Source organism: Streptomyces sp. Y1 (genome assembly GCF_041053115.1).
GTDB lineage: Bacteria > Actinomycetota > Actinomycetes > Streptomycetales > Streptomycetaceae > Kitasatospora > Kitasatospora rubellomurina.
Window position 1 is genome coordinate 5,019,360 of the sequence record NZ_CP163445.1, and the last position, 24,576, is coordinate 5,043,935.

Consider the following 24,576-nt stretch of genomic DNA (forward strand, 5'->3'; position numbering starts at 1 on the left):
TGAGCTCCTGAGTCCCTGAGCTCCTGAGCCTGCCGGACCACCGGGCCCCGGCTCACCCCTACGGCCCGCCCGGCGCGCGCCGCACCACCGCCGACCGGAGGCTGAGGAGCGGGCCCGGCCGGACGGTACCCCGGCCGATCTCCGTCGAACGGCCGTCCGGTACGGTCGGCGGTCGGCCCGGCCACGGGCGGACCCCGGGGGGAGAGGCATGGGCAGAGCGCTCGGCAGACCGTACGACGGCACCAGGCAGACGGTCGGGCAGGCGGTCGGGCAGACGGCGGAGGCGGCCCGATGACCGCCGTGGCCGTCGCGGCCGGGGCCTTCCTGATGACGCTGATCGGCGGCTTCGTCGCCCAGCGCACCGGCGACCGCCGCCACCTGGTGCTCGGCTTCGCGGCCGGCCTGATGCTCGGCGTGGTCGCCTTCGACCTGCTGCCCGAGGCACTGCACCAGGCTCCCGACGAGGTGCACGGCGTCCCGCAGGCACTGCTGATGTTCGCGGCCGGCTTCCTCGCCATCCACGTCGTCGAGCGCGCCGTCGCCATCCACCGCGGTCACGAGGGCGAGTACGCCGAGCACAGCCACGGCGGCCACCAGCACGGGCCGCGCGAAGGGCAGCAGGGCATCGGCCTGACCGCCGCGCTCGCCCTGGTCGGGCACAGCGTGATGGACGGCTTCGCGATCGGCGCCGCCTTCCAGGCCGGCACCACGGTCGGCACCGTCGTCGCCATCGCCGTGGTGGCCCACGACTTCGCGGACGGCTTCAACACGTACACGATCACCCGGCTCTACGGGAACAACCGGCGGCGGGCGCTCACCCTGCTCGCGGCGGACGCCCTCGCGCCGGTCTCCGGCGCCGCGATCACCCTGGCCTTCACCATCCCGGAGCGCCTGCTCGGCCTCTACCTGGGCTTCTTCTCCGGCTTCCTGCTCTACCTGGCGACCTCCGACATCCTCCCCGAGGCGCACAGCCCGCACCCGTCCCGCAGCACCCTGCTCTGCACCCTCGCCGGGGTCGGCTTCATGTGGCTGGTGATCGGCCTCGCCAACTGAGGCGGGCCCCGTGGCCGCCTCCCCGGCGCCCGCCGGGGGCGGGCTCAGCGCGCCGCGCCGCCCGGGTGCGCGGGCCGGCGCGGCGGCCCGGCCGCGAGGAAGCGCGCCTCGGCGGAGCGCAGCACCCGCAGCAGCACCGCCTGGTCGGCGGGGCTGACCTCGCCGAAGTACTCCTGCGCCACCTCGTCCCGGACCCGCCCGATCCGCTCGACCGCCGCCCGTCCGGCCTCGGTGAGCAGGATCCGTACGGCCCGCCGGTCCGCCGGGTCCGGGCTGCGCTCGACCAGGCCGGCCTCCTCCAGCGCGTCGACCACCGTGGTCGCCGAGCGCGGGGCGATGTGCAGTTTGTCGGCGAGGTCGCTCAGCCGCATCGCGCGGTCCGGCAGCTCGCAGCCGGGCGCGTGCGCCAGCGTGCGCAGCGCCCGGGCCTGGCCGGGGGTGATGCCGTACGGGTCCAGGCGCTCGCCGGTGCGGCGGCGGATGCGTTTGATCGCCCTGGTCATCGCGTCGGCCAGCTCGGCGGCGTCCAGCTGCTCGCCGACCTGCTCATCGGCCTGCTCGCCGGCCCGCTCAGCAGCCTGCTCACCGGCCTGTTCACCCGTCCGGTCGTCGGCCCGGTCGACGGCTTCCGGGCGGCCGGCGGCGTGCGCCTGGTCGCCGGTCGGGGCGCCCGCCGGGTCGTCGGTCGGCGTGGTGGTCATGGGCGGTCTCCTCGGCAGGCGTCCGCCCAAGCGTATCGGCGCCGCTCCGGGACCCGTGGCCGGTGGTGGGCGAGCGCCGGGAAAGATGTTGAGCCAAGCTCAGTATCTGCGTTAGCTTGTCCTTCAGTGAGGGGACCCTAAGTTCCCTCCCCGAACCTGGAGGGCCCATGCCCCGCTCCGAGGCGCGCGTCGCCACCGACCGCCCCGCCCGCTACGCCAAGCAGCTCGCCGCCCACATGGGCCGCAAGATCGACGCCACCTTCTCCGAGGAGACCGGCCGCGGCACCCTCGTCTTCGGCGCCGGCACCGCCACCCTGGAGGCCCAGCCGGACGCCCTGCTGCTCGTCGTCGAGGGCGAGCGCGAGAACCTGCCCGGCCTGGAGGACGTCGTCGGCCGCCACCTCGTCCGCTTCGGCGCCCGCGACGAACTCGTCGTCGCCTGGCACCGCGACAACGGCGAGGCCGGCCTCGTTCACCGCAACGACGACCCCGAGGCCTGACGACCCCGGCCGCTCGGCCGGGGCAGCCACCGGTCGAGCGCCCACAGCACCAGCACGGCCAGGCACCAGCTGGCCACCACGTCCAACAGCCAGTGGAAGTCGCTCCACACCAGCCCCGCGCCCACCCCGAGCGCCAGCGCCACCGCGCCCGCCGTCAGCCCCCGGGCCGTCCGCGGCCCCGCCGCCCGGGCCAGCAGCAGCGCCGCCACCCCGTACGAGAGCGTCGCCGTCGCCGTGTGCCCGGACGGGTACCAGCCCCACTGCCCCGGCGTCAGCGGCTCCCCGAGCGGGCCCGGCCGGGCGAACGCCGCCTTCGCCGGCACCACCAGCAGCGGGATCAGCACCGCCGTCGCCGCGGCCGCCGGCAGCGGCCACCACCAGCGCGCCGCCCCCGCCCGCCGCCACCACCAGGACGCCAGCACGCCGCACGCCAGCAGCACCGGCACGGCGGGGACACCGCTGCCCAGGTCCGACAGGGCGTGGCCGAGCGGATCGAGGACGGCGTTCGGGCGGGCCGAGCGCACCGCGCCGCGCACCGCCCGGTCCAGCCCCAGCAACGGCCCGTCCACCACCACCTGCCAGGACACCAGCAGCAGCACCACCGCCGCGACCACCGGCACCGCCACCGAGCGGGCCGCCCGGCCCAGGGCAGCGGACAGCCGCCCCGGAGCAGGGGGGAGAGCTCCGGGGCGGCTTGGATGATCGCCGTTCCGTGCGCCCCGGGGGGTGTGGGTCGGACGGTCGGTCGATCGGTCTTCGGTGTGTGCCGACCCTCCCGGGTCGGCCTGGTTGTCCGTGCGGTGCGCCCGCGGGCCCCCCACCGGGGGCGGCTCCGCGGACGGCTCAGCCAGGGGCTGGGGCTCGCTGTCCATCCGTGATGACACTACGTCACCCGCCGTTCCCGTCCGAGCGCCTTCAGCGATTCCGCACATCATCTTCACCCTGCCCCGGGCAACCCCACGGCCGCCGAACCGGTCTTTTGCGCCGACCACCGGGGCGCCCCTCGCGCCCCTTGAGAAACCGAACGGCCCGCGAGGACCAGAGGTCCCCACGGGCCGTTCAGCGCTGTCCGGACAACCCTCCGGCGGGAGTCACCACCTGGTCGGCGGCGCCGCTCAGACGGCGGCGAACGCGCCCTCCAGGATGTCCAGGCCCTCGTTCAGCAGGTGCTCCGGCATCACCAGCGGCGGCAGGAAGCGCAGCACGTTGCCGTACGTGCCGGCGGTCAGCACCACCAGGCCCTCGGCGTGGCAGGCCTTCGCGATCGCCGCGGTGGCCTCCGGGTTCGGCTCCTTGCCGCCCGGCTTCACCAGCTCGACCGCGACCATCGCGCCGCGGCCGCGGACCTCGCCGACGATCTCGTGCTTCTCCTGGAGCGCCCGCAGACGGCCCAGCATGACCTCGCCGATCCGCTGCGCCTTGCCGTTGAGGTCCTGCTCCTTCATCGTCTCGATCGCGCCCAGCGCGGCCGCACAGGCCACCGGGTTGCCGCCGTAGGTGCCGCCCAGGCCGCCCGCGTGCGCGGCGTCCATGATCTCGGCGCGGCCGGTCACCGCGGCCAGCGGCAGACCGCCGGCGATGCCCTTCGCGGTCGTGATCAGGTCCGGGACGATGCCCTCGTCGTCACAGGCGAACCACTGGCCGGTGCGGCAGAAGCCGGTCTGGATCTCGTCCGCGACGAACACGATGCCGTTCGCCTTCGCGAACTCCACGATCGCCGGCAGGAAGCCCTTGGCCGGCTCGATGAAGCCGCCCTCGCCCTGGATCGGCTCGATGATGATCGCGGCGACGTTCTCCGCGCCGATCTGCTTGGTGATGACGTCGATCGCCTGCGCGGCCGCCTCGGCGGCGCAGTTCTCCGCGCCGGTCAGCCAGCGGTACGGGTAGGCCACCGGCACCCGGTAGATCTCCGGGGCGAACGGGCCGAAGCCCTGCTTGTACGGCATGTTCTTCGCCGTCAGGCCCATGGTCAGGTTGGTGCGGCCGTGGTAGCCGTGGTCGAACACCACGACGGCGGTGCGCTTGGTGTAGGCGCGGGCGATCTTCACCGCGTTCTCCACCGCCTCGGCGCCCGAGTTGAACAGCGCGGTGCGCTTCTCGTGGTCGCCCGGGGTCAGCTCGTTCAGCTGCTCGGCGACGGCCACGTAACCCTCGTACGGGGTCACCATGAAACAGGTGTGCGTGAACGCGGCCAGCTGCTCGCTCGCCCGGGCCACCACGGCCTCGGCGCTGTTGCCGACGTTCGTCACGGCGATGCCGGAACCGAAGTCGATCAGCGAGTTGCCGTCCACGTCCTCCAGCACCCCGCCGTTGGCGCGGGACACGTACACCGGCAGGGTGGTGCCGACACCGGCCGCCACCGCACCCAGCTTGCGGGCCTGCAGTTCCTGCGACTTCGGACCGGGGATCGCGGTGACCAGGCGGCGCTCCTGCGGGAGCGGCGTTGCGGCGCTCATGGGGTTCTCCAGACTTCTCGGCTCGGTGCTTCGCAGGCTACGGCCGCCCTCACCGGCCGGGCATGCGCCACTCGGTAGCACTGCGCCGTCCGACTTGTCCGGCACGGCCAGCACGAGCGGTGCGACTACCCGCAGGCCCGGCTCCACTACCCTGAGCGCGGGCGGGTCGCCGACGCGGCGGCATGGGTATGGCGGCACCGACTGCGGTCGGGCCGGGCGGGCGAGGGAGCGGGGCCGTACACATGGCACAGGACGGGGCACACCACCACCGCGAGCGCACCACCACCAGCCGCCCCCCGACCCCCCTCCCGCACCAGCGGCCGGGCGACCCGTCCACCCCGCCCTTCGACCTCGCCACCTGGGCCTGCGCCCCCCGCCCCGAGGCCGAACCGGGCGTCTTCCGGCTCGGCTACCGCCGGATCGACCCGGAACGGGCGGAGGCGGCGCGCGTCGCGACCTGGCCGCTGCTGCTGCGGGCGGTGCTCAACGCGGTGGTGGGGTGGTTGGCCTATCTCTACGGCACGCAGCTCCTGACTTACGTACTGGTGTGGTTCGGAGGGCAGACCGGCATCGGTCCGCTCGCCTCGCCCTCCGAGGCCGAGGCCATGCTCACGCTCCTTGTGGTCAATGCCCTCGTCATCGGCATCGTCATCAAGGTCTTCGGCCGGATGGGCCGTTGGCCCGAGGTGTGGCGCCGGTACGTGGCTCCGCTGCTGTCGCGGACGGTGACGCAGGAGGCGCCCGACCCGGTGGACGGGGCCGCCGGGGAGGCGGCCCGGCGGCAGGACCCGTGGGACGGGCTGCGGCAGGGCGGGGCGGCCGAGGCGGCGGTGCGGCTGGACGCGGAGCCGGTCGGGGACGTCGACTACGTGCGGATCCAGCGCGCCTGGGAGTCGGCGCAGGCGGACCGGGTGTTCGTGCCCGCGTTCGTCGATCAGGTGGCGGCGCGCGGGGCGGCGGCCTTCGCGCACCCGTCGGAGATGCGGGAGCTGCCCGGCCGCGCCGAGCTGCACGACCTGCTGCTGGGCCAGGTGCGGCTCGGTACCGCCCAGGACGTGCCGAAGAACCCGCTGGACCACCGGGCGGCCGGCTTCGCGCTGGACCCGGCGGTCCTGGGCACCTCGCTGCTGGCGGTCGGCCCGGCGGGCACCGGGAAGACGGCGCGGCTGGCGCGGCCGGTGGCGGAGGCGCTGTGCCTGCAGGCCCTGGCCGGTACCGCCTGTGTCGTCGTGGTCGGGGCGGCGGACGCGGATCTCGGCCCCGACGCCTGGTACGACGTGGTGATCGCGCCCGGAGATCCGGCCTCGGTGTACGGCCTGGACCTGTACGGCGCGGCGCGGGATCCGGACGAGGCGGCCGCCCGGCTGGCCGAGGCGCTGCTCCCGGACGAGCTGACGGCCCGCGCGGAGCACGCCCGCACCGCGCTGCAGCAGGTGGTGGGCCCGTTCCACGCCGCGTACGGCCGCTACCCGGGGGTGCGGGAGCTGCGGGCGCTGCTGGGCGGGGACCCGGACGTGCTGGCGGCCCTGGTGAAGGCGCTCGGGGTGGCCGGCCGGCTGGCCGCGTACGAGCGGGACCTGGAGCACCGGGAGCGCCAGCGCGGGCGGGCGGACGACCCGGGGGCGCTGCTGGCGGACCGGCTGGCACTGCTGGACCGACCCGCCTTCGAGGGCGCGTTCGCGACGGACGGCACCGGTCGGCCCCCCTTCGCGATGCGGGTGCTGGACCACCCGCTGCGGGTGCGGGTGAAGCTGCCGGAGCGCGGCAACCCGGAGGCCGCCCGGATGCTGTCGCGGCTGGTGGTGGGCCAGTTCGTGCAGGCGGCCGGGGTCCGTGAGGACCGTTCGCTGTTCGCCGGGCTGGTGGTGGACGACGCCTCGGCGGCGCTGGACGCGACGGCGGTGCGCGGGCTGCAGCGGATGCGCGGGGCGAACGCGGGGGCGGTGCTGCTGCTGCGCACCCTGGTGGACCTGCCGGAGGCGTTGCGGGCGCCGCTGTTCGGGGCGGTCGGGTGCCGGATGGCGTTCCCGGGGATCGCGCCGTGGGACGGCCGGCTGTTCTCGGAGGCCTGGGGGACGCACCTGGTGCAGGAGACGGCGGTCACCCACACCCCCGACACCTCCGGTGGTGTCATCAGGCGTGCCGGTCGGCTCGGGCGGAAGGCGCTGTCGGGGACGACGGCGCAGACGGAGTCGGTGACGACGCGGGACGTGGAGCGCTTGCGGTGGTCCCCGTCGGATCTGGCGCACGCGTTGCCGGCGGGGCACGCGGTGGTGTCGTTGACGGCGGTGTCGGGCGAGCAGGTGCCGCCGCTGCTGGTGGACCTGCGCGGCTGAACCGGAGCCGACCTCGGGCCCGGTCCGGGCCCGACCCGCCCCCGACCCGGGCCCGGCCCGCCGCGCCGGGCGGAAGTCGCCTTCGAGGTGGATTCGGCAGTGCGCGTTGTCCGGGGCGTCCATAATGAAGGGGAGAGACCCTCACCAGTCCCACGTCCCTCTCCTCGCCCGGCCGCAATGGCGCGGTCAGGTCGATCCTTCGAAGGTGCCATGCCCCCCACACTCGCCTCCGTCGTCCGCAACACCTCGCTCCATCTGACGGTTCTCGCCGGTGCGGACCACCTGGAGCGGCCGGTTCGCTGGGTGCACACCAGTGAGCTGGACGATCCGACGCCGTTCCTGGAGGGTGGCGAGCTGTTGCTCACCACCGGGATCAAGCTGGGCCGTACGGCGGCGCAGTTGCAGGCGTACGTGCACCGGTTGGCCGATGCCGGGGTGGTGGGGCTGGGCCTGGGCGTGGGGCTGTCGCACACGGAGGTGCCGCAGCCGTTGGTGGAGGCGGCGGCGCAGCGGGGGCTGCCGTTGCTGCGGGTGCCGGAGCCGACGCCGTTCATCGCGATCAGCAAGGTGGTGTCGGCGGCGCTGGCCGCGGAGCAGTACGAGGCGGTGACGACGAGCTTCGAGGCGCAGGAGGAGCTGACCCGGGCGGCGCTGGGCAAGGACGGCACGACGGCGGTGGTGCGCCGGTTGGCGGCGCGGCTGGGTGGCTGGGCGGCGCTGTACGACGGGTCGGGTGCGCTGTCGGTGGTGGCGCCGGACTGGGCGGCGCGGCGGGCGGGGCGGCTGGCGGCGGAGGTGGACCGGCTGCGTCGGCGGCCGGCGCCGTCGAGTGCCGCGCTGCAGGGGCGGTCGCCGGGGATAGACACGGCGGACGAGGACTACGTGGTGGTCCAGTCGCTGGGGGCGGACCGGCGGGCGCGGGGCTTCCTGGCGGTGGGGACCGAGGACCGGATCACGCCGACCGAGCGGTACGTGCTGAACGCGGCGGTGGCGCTGCTGACCCTGACGCTGGAGCGTTCGCGCGAGCTGCGGCAGGCGGAGGAGCGGATGGGCGCCGCGCTGCTGCGGATGGTGCTGGCCGGTGAGGTGGCGACGGCGCGCCAGGTGGCGGCGGGGCTGTTCGGGGGCCTGCCGGAGGGGACGGTGCGGGTCCTGGTGGCGGGGGCCGGGGCGGCGGCCGCGGATGCGGCGGAGGCGCTGGGCGAGCTGGGCGACCGGGCGGAGCAGGCGGGCGGCCGGGTCGGCGAGAAGCTGCTGGTGGCCCGGGGGGAGGGGGCGCACGGGCCGCGGCTGGTGGTGCTGGCGCTGGACAACGGTGCGGTGCACCGGGCGTGTCTGGGGGCGGTGGAGGAGCACGAGGGCCTGTCGCTGGGCGTGTCGGCGCCGGCGGCGCTGGAGGACGCGGGGACGGCGCACGCGCAGGCCGAGCGGGCGTTGGCGGTGGCGCTGCGCGGCGGCCGCCGTTCGGTGGACCACGAGGAGGTCGGCGCCGGGTCGCTGCTGCCGCTGTTGGGCGAGGAGGCGGTGACGGCCTTCGCGGAGGGGCTGCTGCGGCCGTTGCGCGAGCACGACCGGACGGCGCGCGGTGACCTGGTGGCCTCGTTGCGGGCGTGGCTGTCACGGCACGGGCAGTGGGACGCGGCGGCGGCCGATCTGGGGGTGCACCGGCACACGCTGCGGTACCGGATGCGCCGGGTCGAGGAGTTGCTGGGGCGTTCGCTGGACGACACGGACGTGCGGATGGAGCTGTGGCTGGCGCTGCGCTCCGGCGAGGAGTGAGCGGGGACCGGCCGCAGTCTGGACGGGATGGAGTGGCCCCGGAGCGGAACGCTCCTCGGCGGCCAATCCGGTCGGCGGACGGTCGCACCTACCCTCGGGTCAGGTCCCACTCCCGTGGGCCGTACGACGACGAGGAGAGGCCGGTACCACGGTGACCACCACGCACGATTTCTGGCTCGCCGGCCGCCGGGCGAGCGGCGACGCCGACTTCGAGGTGCACAACAGCTGGGACGGCCGGCTGGTCGGCCGGGTCAGCGTGCCGACCGCGGCGCAGGTCGAGGAGGCGCTGGACGCCGCCGTCGCCGCGCTGCCGGTGTTCGCCGCCACGCCGGCGCACCAGCGTGCCGCCGCGCTGGACCACGTGGCGAAGCGGCTGGCGGAGCGGACCGAGGAGATCGCCCGGCTGATCACCGCGGAGAACGGCAAGCCGATCAAGTGGGCCCGCGGCGAGGTCGGCCGGGCCGTGTCGGTGTTCCGTTGGGCCGCCGAGGAGGCGCGCCGCACCAACGGCGAGACGATGCGGCTGGACACCGACCCGGGCGGCGTGGGGCGCTTCGCGGTGGTGCGCAAGTTCCCGCGCGGCGTGGTGCTGGGGATCGCCCCGTTCAACTTCCCGCTGAACCTGGTGGCGCACAAGGTCGCCCCGGCGATCGCGGTGGGTGCTCCGATCATCCTGAAGCCGGCTCCGGCGACGCCGCTGTCGGCGCTGGTGCTGGGCGAGATCCTGGCCGAGACGGACCTGCCGGCCGGTTCCTGGTCGGTGCTGACGGTGCCCAACGACCGGATGCCGGCGCTGGTCCAGGACCGGCGCCTGCCGGTGATCTCCTTCACCGGTTCGGACAAGGTCGGCTACCAGATCATGGACTCGGTGCCGCGCAAGCACACCACCCTGGAGCTGGGCGGCAACGCCGCGGCCGTGGTGCTCGCGGACTGGTCCTCGGAGGCGGACCTGGACTGGGCGGCCACCCGGATCGCGATGTTCTCCAACTACCAGGGCGGCCAGTCCTGCATCTCGGTGCAGCGGGTGATCGCCGACGCGTCGGTGTACGACGCGCTGGTGGAGAAGGTGGTGGCCAAGGTGAAGGCGCAGGTCACCGGCGACCCGAACGACGACGCGACGGACGTCGGCCCGCTGGTGGACGAGAACGCCGCGAAGCGGGTCGAGTCCTGGGTGGAGGACGCGGTCGCCAAGGGCGCCAAGGTGCTCACCGGCGGCAGCCGCGAGGGCGCGACGTACGCCCCGACCGTGCTGGCCGAGCTGCCCGCGGACGCGATCCTGGCCAAGGCCGAGGTGTTCGGCCCGGTGCTGTCGCTGCACCGGGTGGACGGCGTGGACGAGGCCTTCGCGGCCGTCAACGACTCGCCGTTCGGCCTGCAGGCGGGCGTGTTCACGCACGACCTGCAGACCGCCTTCCGGGCGCACCGGGAGCTGGAGGTCGGCGGTGTGGTCATCGGTGACGCGCCGTCCTACCGCGCCGACCAGATGCCGTACGGCGGCGTCAAGGACTCCGGCGTCGGCCGCGAGGGCGTCAAGTACGCGATGGACGACTACACCGTCGAGAAGGTCATGGTCCTGACCGGTCTGGACCTCTGACCGGTACGGATCCCCGGAGGGCCCGGTCCACGCGGCGGACCGGGCCCTCCGTCGTGTGCGGGAGCACCCGGCGGTCAGCCGTCGTGGCCGGCGGCGGCCGCCACCGCCTCCTCGACGGTGGCGTTCCCGGCGACCAGTTCCAGGGTCTGCCCGGCGGTGCCCGGTTCGCGCAGCAGGGCGGCCAGGACGGCGGCGACGTCGGCCCGGTCGACGGCGCCGCGGTCGACGGAGGGGGCGAGGCGGACCAGGCCGGTGCCGGGGCCGTCGGTGAGCCGCCCGGGGCGCAGCACCGTCCAGTCCAGCGTGTCGCGGGAGCGGACGGCGTCGTCGGCGGCGCCCTTGGCGCGCAGGTAGGTCTCGAAGACCTCGTCGGTGGGGTGGCGGGCGGCGGCGTCGGCGCCCATCGAGGAGACCATGAGGTAGCGCCGGACTCCGGCGAGTTCGGCGGCGTCGGCGAGCAGGACGGCGGCGTCGCGGTCGACGGTGTTCTTGCGGGCGGCGCCGCTGCCGGGCCCGGCGCCGGCGGCGAAGACCACCGCGTCGGCGCCGGCGAGGAGTTCGGCGAGCTGCGCGGCGGTGGCGGTCTCCAGGTCGAGCAGCAGCGGTTCGGCGCCGGCCGCGGTGAGGTCGTGGGCCTGTTCGGGGCGGCGGATGATCCCGGCGGGGCGGTCGCCGCGGTCGGCGAGCAGCCGTTCCAGTTTCAGGGCGATCTGTCCGTGGCCCCCGGCGATGACGGTACGCATGGCTTCGACAGTAGTTCGGCCGGGCCCGGCCGTCCTGCGGGGTGTCGAGCGCAGGTCACAATGGGCGCATGACTTCGCTCGCCCACCCGCACCTGCGTTTCTCGCCCACCGTGGCGGACCCCTCCGGCCCCCGGGAGCTGGTGATCCTCGGTTCGACCGGGTCGATCGGCACCCAGGCCATCGACGTGGTGCTCCGCAACCCGGACCGTTTCCGGGTGGTCGCCCTGTCGGCGGCCGGCGGCCGGGTGGAGCTGCTCGCCGAGCAGGCGCTGCGGTTGGGCGTGCACACCGTGGCGGTGGCCGATCCGGCGGCCGAGCCGGCGCTGCGCGAGGCGCTGGCGGCGAAGGCCGCGGGTCGGGCGCTGCCGGCCGTGCTGGCGGGTCCGGACGCGGCGACCGAGTTGGCCGCGATGGAGTGCCATTCGGTGCTGAACGGCATCACCGGTTCGATCGGGCTGCGGCCGACGCTGGCCGCGCTGGAGGCGGGCCGGGTGCTGGTGCTGGCGAACAAGGAGTCGCTGATCGTCGGCGGTCCGCTGGTGAAGGCGGTGGCGGGGCCGGGGCAGATCGTGCCGGTGGACTCCGAGCACGCGGCGCTTTTCCAGGCGCTGGCCGGCGGCACCCGGGCCGAGGTCCGCAAGCTGGTGGTGACGGCGAGCGGCGGTCCGTTCCGTACCCGGACCAGGGAGCAGCTGGCCGGGGTGACCCCGCAGGACGCGCTGGCGCACCCGACCTGGGCGATGGGCCCGGTGGTCACGATCAACTCGGCCACCCTGGTCAACAAGGGCCTGGAGGTGATCGAGGCGCACCTGCTGTACGACGTGCCGTTCGACCGGATCGAGGTCGTGGTCCATCCGCAGTCGGTGGTGCATTCGATGGTGGAGTTCACCGACGGGTCGACGCTGGCGCAGGCCAGTCCGCCGGACATGCGGATGCCGATCGCGCTGGGCCTGGGCTGGCCGGACCGGGTGCCGGACGCCGCCCCGGCCTGCGACTGGACCAAGGCCGCGACCTGGGAGTTCTTCCCGCTGGACGACGAGGCGTTCCCGGCGGTGGAGCTGGCCCGCGAGGTGGGCACCCTGGGCGGTACGGCCCCTGCCGTCTTCAACGCGGCCAACGAGGAGTGCGTGGCGGCTTTCCTGAAGGGCGGCCTCCCCTTCACCGGAATCGTGGACACTGTGGCGAAGGTCGTGAGCGAGCACGGCGTGCCGGCGGCGGGAACTTCCCTGACCGTCGAGGACGTCCTGCACGCGGAGGACTGGGCCCGGGCCCGGGCGCGCGAGCTGGCGGCGGGCTGACGGCCCGGCCGAACGGCGGTCCGGCCCTCCCGCCGGGCCGCTGTCGGCGCAAGGCTTGCGGTAGGACGGTATGACGATCGGAGCGGCATGACGGAGGAGCAGCAGTGGTAGCGGTGATGACGGCGATCGGCATCCTGGTCTTCGTGGTGGGGCTGCTCGTCTCGATCGCCTGGCACGAACTCGGCCACCTCTCCACGGCCAAGCTGTTCGGCATCCGGGTGCCGCAGTACATGGTCGGCTTCGGCCCGACCATCTGGTCCCGCAAGAAGGGCGAGACCGAGTACGGGATCAAGGCGATCCCGTTCGGCGGGTACATCCGGATGATCGGCATGTTCCCGCCCGGCGAGGACGGCCGGATCACCAAGCGCAGCAGCTCGCCGTTCCGGACCATGATCGAGGACGCCCGCGAGGCCTCGTACGAGGAGCTGCAGGACGGCGACGAGCACCGGCTCTTCTACACCCGCAAGCCGTGGAAGCGCGTCATCGTCATGTTCGCCGGGCCGTTCATGAACCTGATCCTGGCGTTCGGGCTGTTCCTGACCGTGAACATGGGCTTCGGCGTGCCGAGCACCGTGCCGACCATCGGCTCGGTCTCCCAGTGCATCGTCAAGGCCGGCGAGCCGACCGACACCTGCCCGGTCGGCGCCGAGTTGACCCCGGCCGCCAAGGTCCAGTTGAAGCAGGGCGACAAGGTGCTCTCCTTCGACGGCGACCGCATCCGCGACTACGACCAGCTGCAGGCGGACATCCGCAAGTCGGCCGGCAGGACCGTGGCGATCGTGGTCGAGCGGGACGGGCAGCAGGTCACGCTGAGCCCGACGATCGCCGTCAACCAGGTGCAGAAGTACGACGCGAACGACCGGCCGGTCAAGGGCCAGACCGTCGAGGCCGGGTTCCTCGGATTCACTCCGAAGCGTGAAGTCGTCCAGCAGACCTTCGGGCAGTCCGTCGACCGGATGTACGACATGGCCGAGAACGGGGTGAGGTCGCTGGCCGCCCTGCCCGGCAAGATCCCCGGCCTGTGGAACGCCGTCGTCGGCGACGCCCCGCGCGACCCGGACTCCCCGATCGGCATGGTCGGCGCCGCCCGGGTCAGCGGCGAGGTCTTCTCGCTGGACATCCCCGGCAGCCAGCGGATCGCGTTCTTCGTGAACCTGCTGGCCGGCATCAACCTCTCGTTGTTCCTGTTCAACATGCTGCCGCTGCTCCCGCTGGACGGCGGCCACGTCGCCGGCGCGCTCTGGGAGTCGGTCCGCCGCGGCGTCGCCCGGGTGCTGCGCCGGCCGGACCCGGGCCCGTTCGACGTCGCCAAGCTGATGCCGTTCGCCTACGTGGTGGCGAGCGTCTTCATCGGATTCACCGTCCTGGTGATGATCGCCGACCTGGTGAATCCGGTGAAGATCAGCTAGGAGCTGCGGGTACCGCGGGTGTGCTCGGCCCCGACACCGTGCCGTACCGTGGAGGCCGGGTGCGCGATCCATCGCGTGCCCGGCCTCGGCCGTCCCTGCGGTCGGGCGGTCGACCACACCTCTACCCCGGGGAACCCTGCGCACATGACCGCGATCTCGCTCGGTATTCCGTCCCTGCCGCTCAAGCCGCTCGCCAAGCGCCGCTACTCCCGGCAGATCATGGTCGGCAACGTCCCGGTCGGCGGCGACGCCCCGGTCTCGGTGCAGTCGATGACCACCACGCTCACCTCGGACGTGAACGCGACGCTGCAGCAGATCGCCGAGCTGACCGCGTCCGGCTGCCAGATCGTCCGGGTCGCCGTCCCCTCCCAGGACGACGCCGACGCGCTGCCGATCATCGCCAAGAAGTCGCAGATCCCGGTCATCGCGGACATCCACTTCCAGCCCAAGTACGTCTTCGCCGCGATCGACGCCGGCTGCGCCGCCGTGCGCGTCAACCCGGGCAACATCAAGGCCTTCGACGACAAGGTCGGCGAGATCGCCAAGGCCGCCAAGGGCGCCGGGGTGCCGATCCGGATCGGCGTCAACGCCGGCTCGCTCGACAAGCGGCTGCTGGAGAAGTACGGCAAGGCCACCCCGGAGGCGCTGGTCGAGTCCGCGCTGTGGGAGTGCTCGCTGTTCGAGGAGCACGACTTCCGCGACATCAAGATCTCGGTCAAGCACAACGACCCGGTCGTGATGATCAACGCCTACCGCCAGCTCGCCGCCGCCTGCGACTACCCGCTGCACCTCGGCGTCACCGAGGCCGGCCCCGCCTTCCAGGGCACCATCAAGTCCGCGGTCGCCTTCGGCGCGCTGCTCGCCGAGGGCATCGGCGACACCATCCGGGTCTCGCTGTCGGCGCCGCCGGCCGAGGAGATCAAGGTCGGCAACCAGATCCTGGAGTCGCTCGGCCTGCGCCAGCGCGGCCTGGAGATCGTCTCCTGCCCGTCCTGCGGCCGCGCCCAGGTGGACGTCTACAAGCTCGCCGAGGAGGTCACCGCCGGCCTGGAGGGCATGGAGGTGCCGCTGCGCGTCGCCGTCATGGGCTGCGTGGTGAACGGGCCGGGCGAGGCCCGCGAGGCGGACCTCGGCGTCGCCTCGGGCAACGGCAAGGGGCAGATCTTCGTGAAGGGCGAGGTCATCAAGACCGTGCCGGAGTCGAAGATCGTCGAGACCCTGATCGAGGAGGCGCTCAAGCTCGCCGAGCAGATGCAGGCGGACGGCGTCGAGGCCGGGGCGCCGGTCGTCGTCGCGGGGGAGTGACCCCGTAGGTACGTGAGTTCTTCCGGAAGCGGGGCCGTCCGTTCGCGGACGGCCCCGCAGCCGTAGCCGGGTGGGGACACGGAGTAGGGTGCGGCCAGAGTCGTCTCAGTGAGGTGCTGTCTCGATGCTCGATCGAGGTGTGATGCTCCCCAGCTCGTTCCAGGCCGCGCGCGCCCTGGCGACCACGCGCGTGCTGGAGCCCGCCGATCTCGGGGAGGCCCTGGCCGTCCTGCACCGCGATCCGGTCGCCAACGCCTTCGTCGCGGCCCGGGTCGAGGCGGTCGGGCTCGACCCCTGGCGGCTCGGCGGGGAGATGTGGGGCTGGTACGACGCGGACGGCGTGCTCGACGCCCTCTGCTACGCGGGCGCCAACCTCGTCCTGGTCGACGCCGGGCCGCAGGCCGTCGCCGCCTTCGCCGAGCGGGCCCGCCGGCAGGGCCGGCGCTGCTCCTCGATCGTCGGGCCGGCCGCGGCGACCGCCGCCTTCTGGGCGCTGCTGGAGCGCAGTTGGGGGCCCGCGCGCGAAGTCCGGGCCCACCAGCCGCTGTTGGCCACCTCCTCGCCGTCCGCCGAGATCGCGCCCGATCCGCTGGTGCGCCGGGTGCGGCGGGACGAGGTCGAGACCCTGATGCCGGCCTGCGTGGCGATGTTCATCGAGGAGGTCGGGGTGTCGCCGCTGGCCGGCGACGGCGGGCTGCTCTACCAGGCCAGGGTGGCCGAACTCGTCGCCGCCGGACGGTCGTTCGCGCGGTTCGGGGAGGACGGGCAGGTGGTGTTCAAGGCCGAGGTCGGCGCCGTCACGGCCGGGGCCTGCCAGATCCAGGGCGTGTGGGTCGCGCCCGAGCACCGCGGGCAGGGCCTGTCCGAGACGGGCATGGCGGCGGTGCTGGAGGCCGCGCTGCGCGAGGTGGCGCCGGTGGTCTCGCTGTACGTCAACGACTTCAACCTGCGGGCCCGCGCGGCCTATCGGCGGGTGGGGTTCCGGGAGGTCGGGGCGTTCATGAGCGTGCTGTTCTAGGCCGGACAGGACCTGGCTCGCGAATCCGTCGCCGGGGCGCCCGGTCGGTAGTAACGTCCGGGGCATGGATCAGCTGACCGGGGTGACGATCGAGGCCATCGACCTCGCGGCCTGGGCGCCGCAGGCGCTGGACGTCCAGGCGGTGGCGTTCGGGCTCACGCCGGAGGAGGTCGCCGTCCGGCTGCACATCGTCGGGCGGCACGCCCAGCAGCCCGGGGTGATCGCGCTCGGAGCGATGAGCGGCGGGCGGCTGGTCGGTTTCGGGTACGGGATGCCCAACCAGCGCGAGCACTGGTGGAGCACGGTGATCGAGCCGTACCTGACGGCCAAGGGCCACGGGGACTGGCTGGACGGGGTGTTCGCGATCACCGAGCTGCACGTGCTGCCGGACTACCAGGGGCAGGGCATCGGCTCGCGGCTGATCCGCTCGCTGTGCGAGCGGTCGGGGCTGGACCGCAGCATCCTGTCGGCGATCGACGCCGAGACCCCGGCCCGCCGGCTCTACCGGGCGCTCGGCTACCGGGACTTGGCGCGGGCCGTGCGCTTCCCGGCGACGGACCGGCTGTACGCCGTGATGGGGGCGCCGCTGCCGCTGCGCGAGCCCACCGCCCGGTAGGTACCGCCCGGAGGAACGTCAGAGCGCCCCGGCGAACTCCAGGTACAGCTCGGCGTCCTCGGGGCGGGCCTCGGCGAGCGCGCGCAGCGCGAGGTCCACGGCGCGCAGCAGCGTCCAGCCGCGCAGGCGGTCCCGGTCCACCTCCAGGGCCTCGGAGAGCTGGGTGAGCCGGCGCCGGACGGCGGCGGGGGCGCCGGGGGAGCCGATCAGGGTGTCGGCCCGGTCCAGCGCGAGGCGGGCCAGGTCGTAGGCGCGCTCCCCGGCGAGCGGGCGCGGGTCGATCGCCAGCCAGGGGGCGCGGTCGGCGGCGAGGACGTTGCCGTGGTGGAAGTCGCCGTGCAGCAGGACGGTCTCGGCGCCCGCGTCGGCGGTGAGCTCCCCGGCGGTGGCCAGCGCCTCGGTGACCACCGCCCCGGCCTCGACGACGGCCGGGTGGTCCCGGTGCTCCGCGAGCCGGGCGGCGGTGTCGGCGGCCCGGTCGGCCGGCCCGGGGAGCGCGTGCCCCTCGGGGGGCGCCACCCAGAGCCGGTGGAGCAGGCTGGTCGCCTCCAGCATGGCCTTCGGCTCGGCCAGCGAGCGCAGCGGGACCTCGCCGTGCAGGCGCTCCAGCAGCAGCACGCCCTCGGCCGGGTCGGCGTCCAGCAGCAGGACGGCGCCGCGGCCGGCCCAGTGCGTGAGGGCGGTGTGCTCGTGCACCGTCTCGGGGGTCGGCAGGCCGGTCTTGAGGACGGCGGGGGAGAGGTCGTCCCGGTGGACGTAGGTGACCAGGCTGAGGCTGCCGCCGGGGTCGAGGGTGCGTTCCGGGGTGAGGTCCCAGCGGGCGAGGTGGGCGGCGACCCGCTCGGGGAGCCCGGCCAGCCAGCGGCGGCCGGGCTCCCCGTGGGCCGCGGTGACGGTGCGGGTCAGCCGGCTGGGGACGCTGAGGTGTGGTGTTGCTCCCGACATGCCCGGCCTTCCGGTTGGTGCTCCCCCACGGGTGGTGGTGGGTCCATTGTCGGCGATGACCGTCAGCTCGGGGCGCCCGTCGCCGTGGCGGAGGGTGTGGCGGCGGCGGTCGGCGCCGGTTCGGCGATGCCGGGGAAGGGCTGGCCGGGGGCGCCCCAGCGGCGGGCGCGGACGGCGCACTCGTGCAGGGCGGCGGCGGCGCCGGGCCGGTGCGGGGCGGGCAGCGCGGCGACCAGGTCGGCGTAGACGGTGGTCAGCCGGGTCTCCAGGTGGGCGGCGAGGCGGCCGGCGGCGGCCGGGTCGGTGACCGGGAAGGGCAGCTGGTAGCCGGCGGCGGCGGGCGCGGGGGTGGCGCCGAGACCGGTGACCAGGCGCTGCCAGACGTCGCGGCGGGCCTCGTGGGCGGCCAGGGCGGTACGGGCGTCGGCGCGCTGCTGGTCGTCGGGGAGGCGGGCGCCGACCACGCCGTAGCCGTAGACGGCGGCGTGCTCGGCGCCGAGGGCGCCCTGGAGGGCGGTGAGGGCGGCGGCCGGGGCCGGGCCGGGGGCGGCCGTGGCGCCGGCCGAGGGCGACGGCGACGCGGTGGGCGGGGCGGCCGGCGGGGTGGTGTCGCCGAGGTCGGCGGCCTGCAGCAGGTCGGCGGCGGCGACGGAGGCGAGCAGCCGGGCCAGGTCCGGACCGGCGGCACCGAGCTCGGCGAGGAGGGCCTGGGCGGCCTGCCGGGCCGCGGCGGCCGGGGTGGCGGGTGCGGCCGGGGTGGCGCCCGGGGCCGGGCTGCCGGACGCCGTGGTCGGGCCGGGCGTTCCGGTGGCCGGGCCGGACGACGCCCCGGTGGCGCCGGCGGGGAGCGTGTCGGCGAGCGCGGCGCGGTGCCGGATCGTTTCGCCGTGCAGTCGCTGGATCAGCGCGGTCTGCGGGCCGCCGGCCGCGAGCTGGGCGTCCTGGGCGGCCAGCAGGGCGTCGGTGGCGGCGACGGCGCGCAGCCGGACCGGGGCGTCCGGGTCGGGGGTCGCACCGGCCCCGCCGGGGCGGTCGGAGTCGTCGGTGCCGCTCGTGCAGCCGGTGAGGGTGAGCAGGCCGAGGGCGAGGAAGGTCCGTCGGCTGGGTGGCTGCATCGGGGTCACTCCGGGGGTGGGCACGGCAGGACGGCCTCCCCGCCCCTCGATGGCGTGAATGATTACAGAATCCACACGATTCGGGGCGGGAAAAAGGGGTGGGACGGGCCCGGCGGGCGGGTGTGAGCTTGCTCGCAGTGGGTGGCGAGCCGGCGGCGGGGGGCGGTCCGGAATCGGTGGTTGGGCACAGCACCGGCTAGGCTTTGGGCCGAGCTGCCGTGACCCGAGGGGCGCGGAGCGACCTTCTGACAACAGCAGACGCGGCCGAGGAGTCCACCCGGATGAGCACCACCCACACCGACCGGCTGCGCGCGTTGCTGGAGCCGCTGGCCACGCAGGCCGGACTGGACCTGGAGGACGTCAGGGTCACCAAGGCGGGCAACCGGCGGCAGGTCCAGATCGACGTCGACACCGACGAGGGCGTGGACATGGACGCCGTCGCCGAGTTCAGCCGGGTGGTCGGCGAGGCCCTGGACGCGTCCGACGTGATGGGCGAGGAGCCCTACCTGCTGGAGGTCGGTTCGCCGGGCGCGGAGCGGCCGCTGGCGCTGCCGCGGCACTGGCACCGGGCCGAGGGCCGGCTGGCCGCGATCCACCTGGTGGACGGCGGGGAGCTCGTCGCCCGGGTGCTGGCGGCGGACGAGGACGGCGCGCTGGTCGAGGTGCAGCCGGTGAAGGGGCGCGGCCGCCCCAAGGAGCGCCGGCTGGAGTACACCGAGGTCGCCCGGGCGCGCGTCCAGGTCGAGTTCAACCGCAAGGACGACGACGACCTCCTCGACGAGGAGGACGGCGGTGACGACGGTGCGCAGTGAACCGGGGGCCGGGCACAGCATTCAGAACGTGACGAAAGACGAGGAGGCGTAGCCGTGGACATCGACATGAGTGCCCTGCGCACGCTGGTCAACGAGAAGAACATCCCCTTCGACCTGCTGGTCGAGTCCATCGAGTCGGCCCTCCTCACCGCGTACCACCGCACCGAGGGCTCGCGCCGCCGGGCCCGGGTGCACCTGGACCGCAAGAGCGGCCACGTCACCGTGTGGGCGCTGGAGGACGCGGCCGAGCTGGACGAGGGCGTCGAGCCGAAAGAGTTCGACGACACCCCGAGCGGCTTCGGCCGGATCGCGTCCAGCATCGGCATCCAGGTGATGATGCAGCGCCTGCGCGACGCCGCCGACGACCAGACCTTCGGCGAGTACGCGGGCAAGGAGGGCGACATCGTCACCGGTGTCGTCCAGCAGGGCAACGACCCGAAGAACGTGCTCGTCGACATCGGCAAGCTGGAGGCCATCCTCCCGCCGCAGGAGCAGGTCCCGGGCGAGGACTACCGGCACGGCACCCGGCTGAAGTGCTACGTCGTCGCGGTGCGCCGCGGCGTCCGCGGTCCTTCGGTGACGCTGTCGCGCACCCACCCGAACCTGGTGAAGAAGCTGTTCGCGCTGGAGGTCCCGGAGATCGCGGACGGCAGCGTCGAGATCGCCGCGATCGCCCGCGAGGCCGGCCACCGCACCAAGATCGCGGTCTGGTCGCGCCGGGCCGGCCTGAACGCCAAGGGCGCCTGCATCGGCCCGATGGGCGCCCGGGTGCGCGCCGTGATGGGCGAGCTGCACGGCGAGAAGATCGACATCGTCGACTGGTCGGAGGACCCCCGCGAGATGGTCGCCTCGGCGCTGTCCCCCGCGCGGGTGACCAGCGTGGAGATCGTCGACCTGGCCCAGCGTTCCGCGCGGGTGATCGTGCCGGACTACCAGCTGTCGCTGGCGATCGGCAAGGAGGGGCAGAACGCCCGTCTGGCCGCCCGTCTGACCGGCTGGCGGATCGACATCCGACCGGACACCGAGGGCCAGCCGGAATCGGCGGGCGAGTAGTCGGTGTTGTTCCAGGCGCCCCCGCCGGTCCCCTCGGGATCTGCGGGGCGGCGCCATGTCGCTTCGGAGGGGTAGACTTGCCTTCGTCTGGCCGGACGCATGTCCGAGCACGCCCGGAACGCACCTGCGTGGGCTGCCGCAAGCGCGCGGCCAAGCACCAGCTGTTGCGTGTCACGGCGGTCGAGGGCGTCTGCGTCCCCGATCCCCGTGGCGCACTGCCGGGCCGGGGCGCGCATCTGCACCCCGATCAGGCCTGCCTCGACCTCGCGGTCCGTCGCAGGGCGTTCCCCCGGGCCTTCCGGCTCCAGGGGACGCTCGACACGGAACGGCTCCGCGGGTTCATCGAGGAGCGGGCAGGCGGAGCCGCTTAGGCGCGCTCCCGCGACGGCCGCCGCCCCGCGCGGCGGAGAACCACCGCAACAAGCACAGCGCTCGGGCAGCCGCGCGCCGTGCCACCAGTCAGGTACCTCGCGATGTGGAAGTAGGTCGAGATTGCGATGAGCACTCGATGAGTACGCGATGAGTACGCGATGGGTACGCCCATGAAGTAGCGACAGTCCGGCGGACGAGACCCCCGGACTCATAGACAGGAGTGAAGTGGCTAAGGTCCGGGTTTATGAACTCGCCAAGGAGCTTGGCTTGGAGAGCAAGGCCGTCATGGCCAAGCTCACCGAGCTCGGTGAGTTCGTCCGTTCGGCGTCCTCGACGATCGAGGCGCCGGTCGTGCGCAAGCTGACTGACGCGCTTGGTGTGGCCCCCACCTCTGGTGGAGCTGCCAAGCCTGGCCCGCGGAAGCCCGCGGCGCCCCAGCCCGCGGCAGGCGCCGCGGGTGCACCCAAGCCGGGTGCCCCGACCCCGGGTCCGCGCCCCAGCGCGACCCCCGGTCCCCGTCCGACCCCTGCGGCTGCCGCGGCTCCGGCCGCTCCGGCCGCCCCCGCCGCCGCGCCGCGTCCGGCCGGTGCGCCGACCCCGGGCCCGCGCCCGGCGGCGCGCCCCGCCGCCCCGGCGGCCCCGGCCGCGCCCGCGGCCGAGTTCTCCTCGCCGGCTCCGGCCGGTGACGCCCCGCGTCCGGCCGCCCAGGCCCCGCGTCCGGCGGCGCAGGCCTCCGGCGGTGCCCGTCCGGGCCCGCGTCCGGCCGGTCCGCGTCCGGGCAACAACCCGTTCACCTCGGGCAGCGCCACCGGCATGGCCCGCCCCGGCGACCGCCGTCCGGCCGCGCCGGGTGGCCGTCCGGGTGCCCCGGCCGGGCAGGGCGGCGACCGCCCGCGTCCCGGTGGCGACCGTCCGCGTCCGGCCGGTGCGCCGGGTGCCGGTGCCCCCCGTCCCGGTGGCGACCGTCCGCGTCCGGCCGGTGCGCCGGGTGCCGGTGCTCCCCGTCCCGGTGGCGCCCCGCGTCCGGGTGCCCCGGGTGCCGGTGCGCCGCGTCCGGGTGGCGCTCCGCGTCCTGACGGCATGCCCCGTCCGGCCGCGCCCCGCCCCGGTGGCCCGACCCCGTCCGGCATGCCGCGCCCGAACCCGGGCATGATGCCGCAGCGTCCGGCCGGCCCGCGTCCGGGCCCGGGTGGCCGTGGTCCGGGTGGCCCCGGCGGCCGTCCCGGTGGTCCGGGTGCCGGCGGTGCCCGTCCCGGCTTCCAGGGCCGTCCGGCCGGTCCGGGCTCGCGTCCGGCCGGTGGCGGCTTCGGCGGCCCCCGCCCGGGTGGCGGCGCTCCCGGTGGCGGCGGCGGCTTCGGCGGCCCGCGTCCGGGTGGCTTCGGCGGTCGTCCCGGCGGCCCGGGTGCCCGTGGTGGCACGCAGGGCGCCTTCGGTCGTGGCCCGGGCGGTCGCCCGGCTCGCGGTCGCAAGTCGAAGCGGGCGAAGCGCCAGGAGTACGAGGCCATGCAGGCCCCGTCCGTCGGCGGTGTGATGCTGCCTCGCGGCAACGGCCAGACCGTTCGCCTGTCGAGCGGCGCCTCGCTGATGGACTTCGCGGAGAAGATCAACGCCAACCCGGCCGCGCTCGTCTCCGTCATGTTCAACCTCGGTGAGATGGTCACCGCGACGCAGTCGGTCTCCGACGCCACGCTGCAGCTGCTGGCGGACGAGATGGGCTTCGTCCTGGAGATCGTCAGCCGGGACGACGAGGACCGCGAGCTGCTGGAGTCGTTCGACATCGACTTCGGCGCCGACGAGGGCGACGAGGACCAGCTGGCCCCGCGCCCGCCGGTCGTCACCGTCATGGGTCACGTCGACCACGGTAAGACCCGACTGCTGGACGCGATCCGCAAGTCCAACGTGGTGGCCGGCGAGGCCGGTGGCATCACCCAGCACATCGGTGCCTACCAGGTGGCGACGATGGTGAACGGCGAAGAGCGCCCGATCACCTTCCTCGACACCCCGGGTCACGAGGCGTTCTCCGCCATGCGTGCCCGTGGTGCCAAGTCCACCGACATCGCGATCCTGGTGGTCGCGGCCAACGACGGTGTCATGCCGCAGACGGTCGAGGCGCTGAACCACGCCAAGGCCGCCGGTGTGCCGATCGTGGTCGCCGTCAACAAGATCGACGTCGAGGGCGCCGACCCGACCAAGGTCCGCGGCCAGCTGACCGAGTTCGGCCTGGTGGCCGAGGAGTACGGCGGCGACACCATGTTCGTCGACATCTCCGCGCGCCAGGGTCTGAACATCGACCAGCTGCTGGAGGCCGTGGTCCTGACCGCGGACGCCTCGCTCGACCTGCGGGCCAACCCCGACCAGGACGCGCAGGGTATTGCGATCGAAGCCCACCTGGACAAGGGCCGCGGCGCCATGGCGACCGTCCTGGTCCAGCGCGGAACGCTGCGCGTCGGTGACTCGATCGTCGTGGGCGACGCCTACGGCCGCGTCCGCGCCATGCTGGACGAGAACGGCAACAGCCTCGCCGAGGCCGGCCCGTCCCGCCCGGTGCTGCTGCTCGGTCTGACCTCGGTGCCCCGCGCCGGCGACAGCTTCATCGTCGTCGACGAGGACCGCACCGCCCGCCAGATCGCCGAGAAGCGCTCGGCCCGCGACCGCAACGCCGCCTTCGCGCAGCGTCGGGTCCGGGTGTCCCTGGAGGACCTGGACAAGGCCATCGCCGCCGGCTCCATCGAGCAGCTCAACCTCATCATCAAGGGTGACGTCTCCGGTTCCGTCGAAGCCCTCGAGGACGCCCTCGTCAAGCTGGACGTGGGCGAGGAGGTCGAGCTCCGGGTCCTGCACCGCGGTGTGGGTGCCATCACCGAGTCCGACGTGGACCTGGCGATGGGCTCGGACGCCATCATCATCGGCTTCAACGTGCGCGCCGAAGGCCGTGCGCGCGCCGCGGCCGACAAGGAAGGCGTGGACGTCCGGTACTACTCGGTCATCTACCAGGCGATCGAGGAGATCGAGAACGCCCTCAAGGGCATGCTCAAGCCGGAGTACGAGGAGGTGCGCCTCGGCGCCGCGGAGATCCGCGAGGTCTTCCGCTCCTCCAAGTTCGGCAACATCGCCGGTGTCCTGGTCCGCGACGGCATCATCCGCCGCAACGCCAAGGCCCGCCTCATCCGCGACGGCAAGGTCGTGGCGGAGAACCTCTCCATCGAGGGTCTGCGCCGCTTCAAGGACGACGCGACCGAGGTCCGCGAGGGCTTCGAGGCCGGTGTCACCCTGGGGTCGTTCAACGACATCAAGGTCGAGGACGTCATCGAGACCTACGAGATGCGCGAGAAGCCGCGCGCCTAGTCGGTGTCAACCGGGGCCGGTCGACGGGTGGTATTTCCGTCGACCGGCCCCGGTCTCGCTGTGTAGGGTCCTCGGCGTCGGCCCGGTTCCGGGCCGGCGTCCCCGAGGCCTTCCAGGTCGGCGAGA

The 24,576-nt window shown here is 74.4% G+C and carries 20 protein-coding genes; 14 read left to right on the top strand and 6 right to left on the bottom strand.

Annotated features, from left to right (window positions below; genetic code table 11):
• Positions 1–291 precede the first annotated feature (291 nt).
• The gene (locus tag AB2U05_RS21730; protein ID WP_369184004.1) at positions 292–1,053 is read left to right on the top strand and encodes a ZIP family metal transporter; all 762 of its coding nucleotides are present in this window, start codon (positions 292–294) and stop codon (positions 1,051–1,053) included.
• A gap of 44 nt (positions 1,054–1,097) precedes the next feature.
• On the opposite strand, the gene AB2U05_RS21735 is transcribed toward AB2U05_RS21730, so the two are convergent.
• The gene (locus AB2U05_RS21735) at positions 1,098–1,754 is read right to left on the bottom strand and encodes a MarR family winged helix-turn-helix transcriptional regulator (RefSeq protein WP_369184005.1); all 657 of its coding nucleotides are present in this window, start codon (positions 1,752–1,754) and stop codon (positions 1,098–1,100) included.
• A 167-nt stretch (positions 1,755–1,921) separates the two neighbouring features.
• Between AB2U05_RS21735 and AB2U05_RS21740 the strand changes: the two genes are divergently transcribed.
• Positions 1,922–2,254, top strand: coding sequence for a DUF2218 domain-containing protein (locus AB2U05_RS21740; protein WP_045702959.1), 333 nt, complete (start codon positions 1,922–1,924; stop codon positions 2,252–2,254).
• Here AB2U05_RS21740 and AB2U05_RS21745 read toward each other — a convergent pair.
• Positions 2,227–2,880: a phosphatase PAP2 family protein gene (locus AB2U05_RS21745; RefSeq protein WP_369184006.1), complete on the bottom strand. Its 654-nt coding sequence runs from the start codon at positions 2,878–2,880 to the stop codon at positions 2,227–2,229. The two genes, AB2U05_RS21740 and AB2U05_RS21745, sit on opposite strands and share 28 nt — an antisense overlap.
• Positions 2,881–3,369: 489 nt before the next feature.
• Entirely contained in the window at positions 3,370–4,710 is a 1,341-nt protein-coding gene (gene gabT / locus AB2U05_RS21750) for a 4-aminobutyrate--2-oxoglutarate transaminase (protein ID WP_369184007.1), read from the bottom strand.
• A gap of 242 nt (positions 4,711–4,952) precedes the next feature.
• Here gabT and AB2U05_RS21755 point away from each other — a divergent pair, with 242 nt between their 5' ends.
• The 3 genes from AB2U05_RS21755 (at position 4,953) to AB2U05_RS21765 (ending at position 10,419) form a co-directional block, all read left to right on the top strand.
• Complete coding sequence (locus AB2U05_RS21755) at positions 4,953–7,046, top strand: ATP-binding protein (RefSeq protein ID WP_369184008.1); 2,094 nt, start codon at positions 4,953–4,955, stop codon at positions 7,044–7,046.
• A 210-nt stretch (positions 7,047–7,256) separates the two neighbouring features.
• Positions 7,257–8,825, top strand: coding sequence for a PucR family transcriptional regulator (locus AB2U05_RS21760; protein WP_045702951.1), 1,569 nt, complete (start codon positions 7,257–7,259; stop codon positions 8,823–8,825).
• Between the two features lie 151 nt (positions 8,826–8,976).
• Positions 8,977–10,419: an aldehyde dehydrogenase family protein gene (locus AB2U05_RS21765; RefSeq protein WP_369184009.1), complete on the top strand. Its 1,443-nt coding sequence runs from the start codon at positions 8,977–8,979 to the stop codon at positions 10,417–10,419.
• Positions 10,420–10,493: 74 nt separating this feature from the next.
• On the opposite strand, the gene AB2U05_RS21770 is transcribed toward AB2U05_RS21765, so the two are convergent.
• Entirely contained in the window at positions 10,494–11,162 is a 669-nt protein-coding gene (locus tag AB2U05_RS21770) for an NAD(P)-binding oxidoreductase (RefSeq protein WP_369184010.1), read from the bottom strand.
• A gap of 68 nt (positions 11,163–11,230) precedes the next feature.
• On the opposite strand from AB2U05_RS21770, the gene dxr reads away from it, so the two are divergent.
• The 5 genes from dxr to AB2U05_RS21795 all read left to right on the top strand — a co-directional run bounded on the left by dxr (position 11,231) and on the right by AB2U05_RS21795 (position 16,808).
• Positions 11,231–12,460, top strand: a complete 1,230-nt coding sequence (gene dxr / locus AB2U05_RS21775; RefSeq protein WP_045702944.1) for a 1-deoxy-D-xylulose-5-phosphate reductoisomerase — start codon at positions 11,231–11,233, stop codon at positions 12,458–12,460.
• 104 nt (positions 12,461–12,564) lie between these two features.
• Entirely contained in the window at positions 12,565–13,869 is a 1,305-nt protein-coding gene (locus tag AB2U05_RS21780; protein ID WP_369184011.1) for an RIP metalloprotease, read from the top strand.
• A 144-nt stretch (positions 13,870–14,013) separates the two neighbouring features.
• Complete coding sequence (gene ispG / locus AB2U05_RS21785; RefSeq protein ID WP_045702940.1) at positions 14,014–15,174, top strand: flavodoxin-dependent (E)-4-hydroxy-3-methylbut-2-enyl-diphosphate synthase; 1,161 nt, start codon at positions 14,014–14,016, stop codon at positions 15,172–15,174.
• A gap of 142 nt (positions 15,175–15,316) precedes the next feature.
• Positions 15,317–16,192 carry a GNAT family N-acetyltransferase gene (locus tag AB2U05_RS21790; protein ID WP_045702938.1) on the top strand — a complete coding sequence of 292 codons (876 nt, stop codon included), beginning with the start codon at positions 15,317–15,319 and terminating at the stop codon, positions 16,190–16,192.
• Positions 16,193–16,256: 64 nt separating this feature from the next.
• Positions 16,257–16,808, top strand: a complete 552-nt coding sequence (locus AB2U05_RS21795; RefSeq protein WP_045702936.1) for a GNAT family N-acetyltransferase — start codon at positions 16,257–16,259, stop codon at positions 16,806–16,808.
• Between the two features lie 18 nt (positions 16,809–16,826).
• On the opposite strand, the gene AB2U05_RS21800 is transcribed toward AB2U05_RS21795, so the two are convergent.
• Both AB2U05_RS21800 and AB2U05_RS21805 read right to left on the bottom strand, forming a co-directional pair.
• The gene (locus AB2U05_RS21800; RefSeq protein ID WP_045702934.1) at positions 16,827–17,753 is read right to left on the bottom strand and encodes an aminoglycoside phosphotransferase family protein; all 927 of its coding nucleotides are present in this window, start codon (positions 17,751–17,753) and stop codon (positions 16,827–16,829) included.
• Positions 17,754–17,815: 62 nt separating this feature from the next.
• Positions 17,816–18,385: a ferritin-like domain-containing protein gene (locus tag AB2U05_RS21805; RefSeq protein WP_045702971.1), complete on the bottom strand. Its 570-nt coding sequence runs from the start codon at positions 18,383–18,385 to the stop codon at positions 17,816–17,818.
• A 764-nt stretch (positions 18,386–19,149) separates the two neighbouring features.
• On the opposite strand from AB2U05_RS21805, the gene rimP reads away from it, so the two are divergent.
• The 4 genes from rimP to infB all read left to right on the top strand — a co-directional run bounded on the left by rimP (position 19,150) and on the right by infB (position 24,450).
• Entirely contained in the window at positions 19,150–19,680 is a 531-nt protein-coding gene (gene rimP, locus AB2U05_RS21810; RefSeq protein WP_045702932.1) for a ribosome maturation factor RimP, read from the top strand.
• A 54-nt stretch (positions 19,681–19,734) separates the two neighbouring features.
• Positions 19,735–20,733, top strand: a complete 999-nt coding sequence (gene nusA, locus AB2U05_RS21815) for a transcription termination factor NusA (protein ID WP_045702930.1) — start codon at positions 19,735–19,737, stop codon at positions 20,731–20,733.
• 77 nt (positions 20,734–20,810) lie between these two features.
• A complete protein-coding gene (locus AB2U05_RS21820; protein WP_078860788.1) occupies positions 20,811–21,104 on the top strand; it encodes a YlxR family protein in 294 nt (97 codons plus the stop codon).
• Positions 21,105–21,330: 226 nt separating this feature from the next.
• Positions 21,331–24,450: a translation initiation factor IF-2 gene (gene infB / locus AB2U05_RS21825; protein ID WP_369184012.1), complete on the top strand. Its 3,120-nt coding sequence runs from the start codon at positions 21,331–21,333 to the stop codon at positions 24,448–24,450.
• The last annotated feature ends 126 nt before the right edge of the window (positions 24,451–24,576 follow it).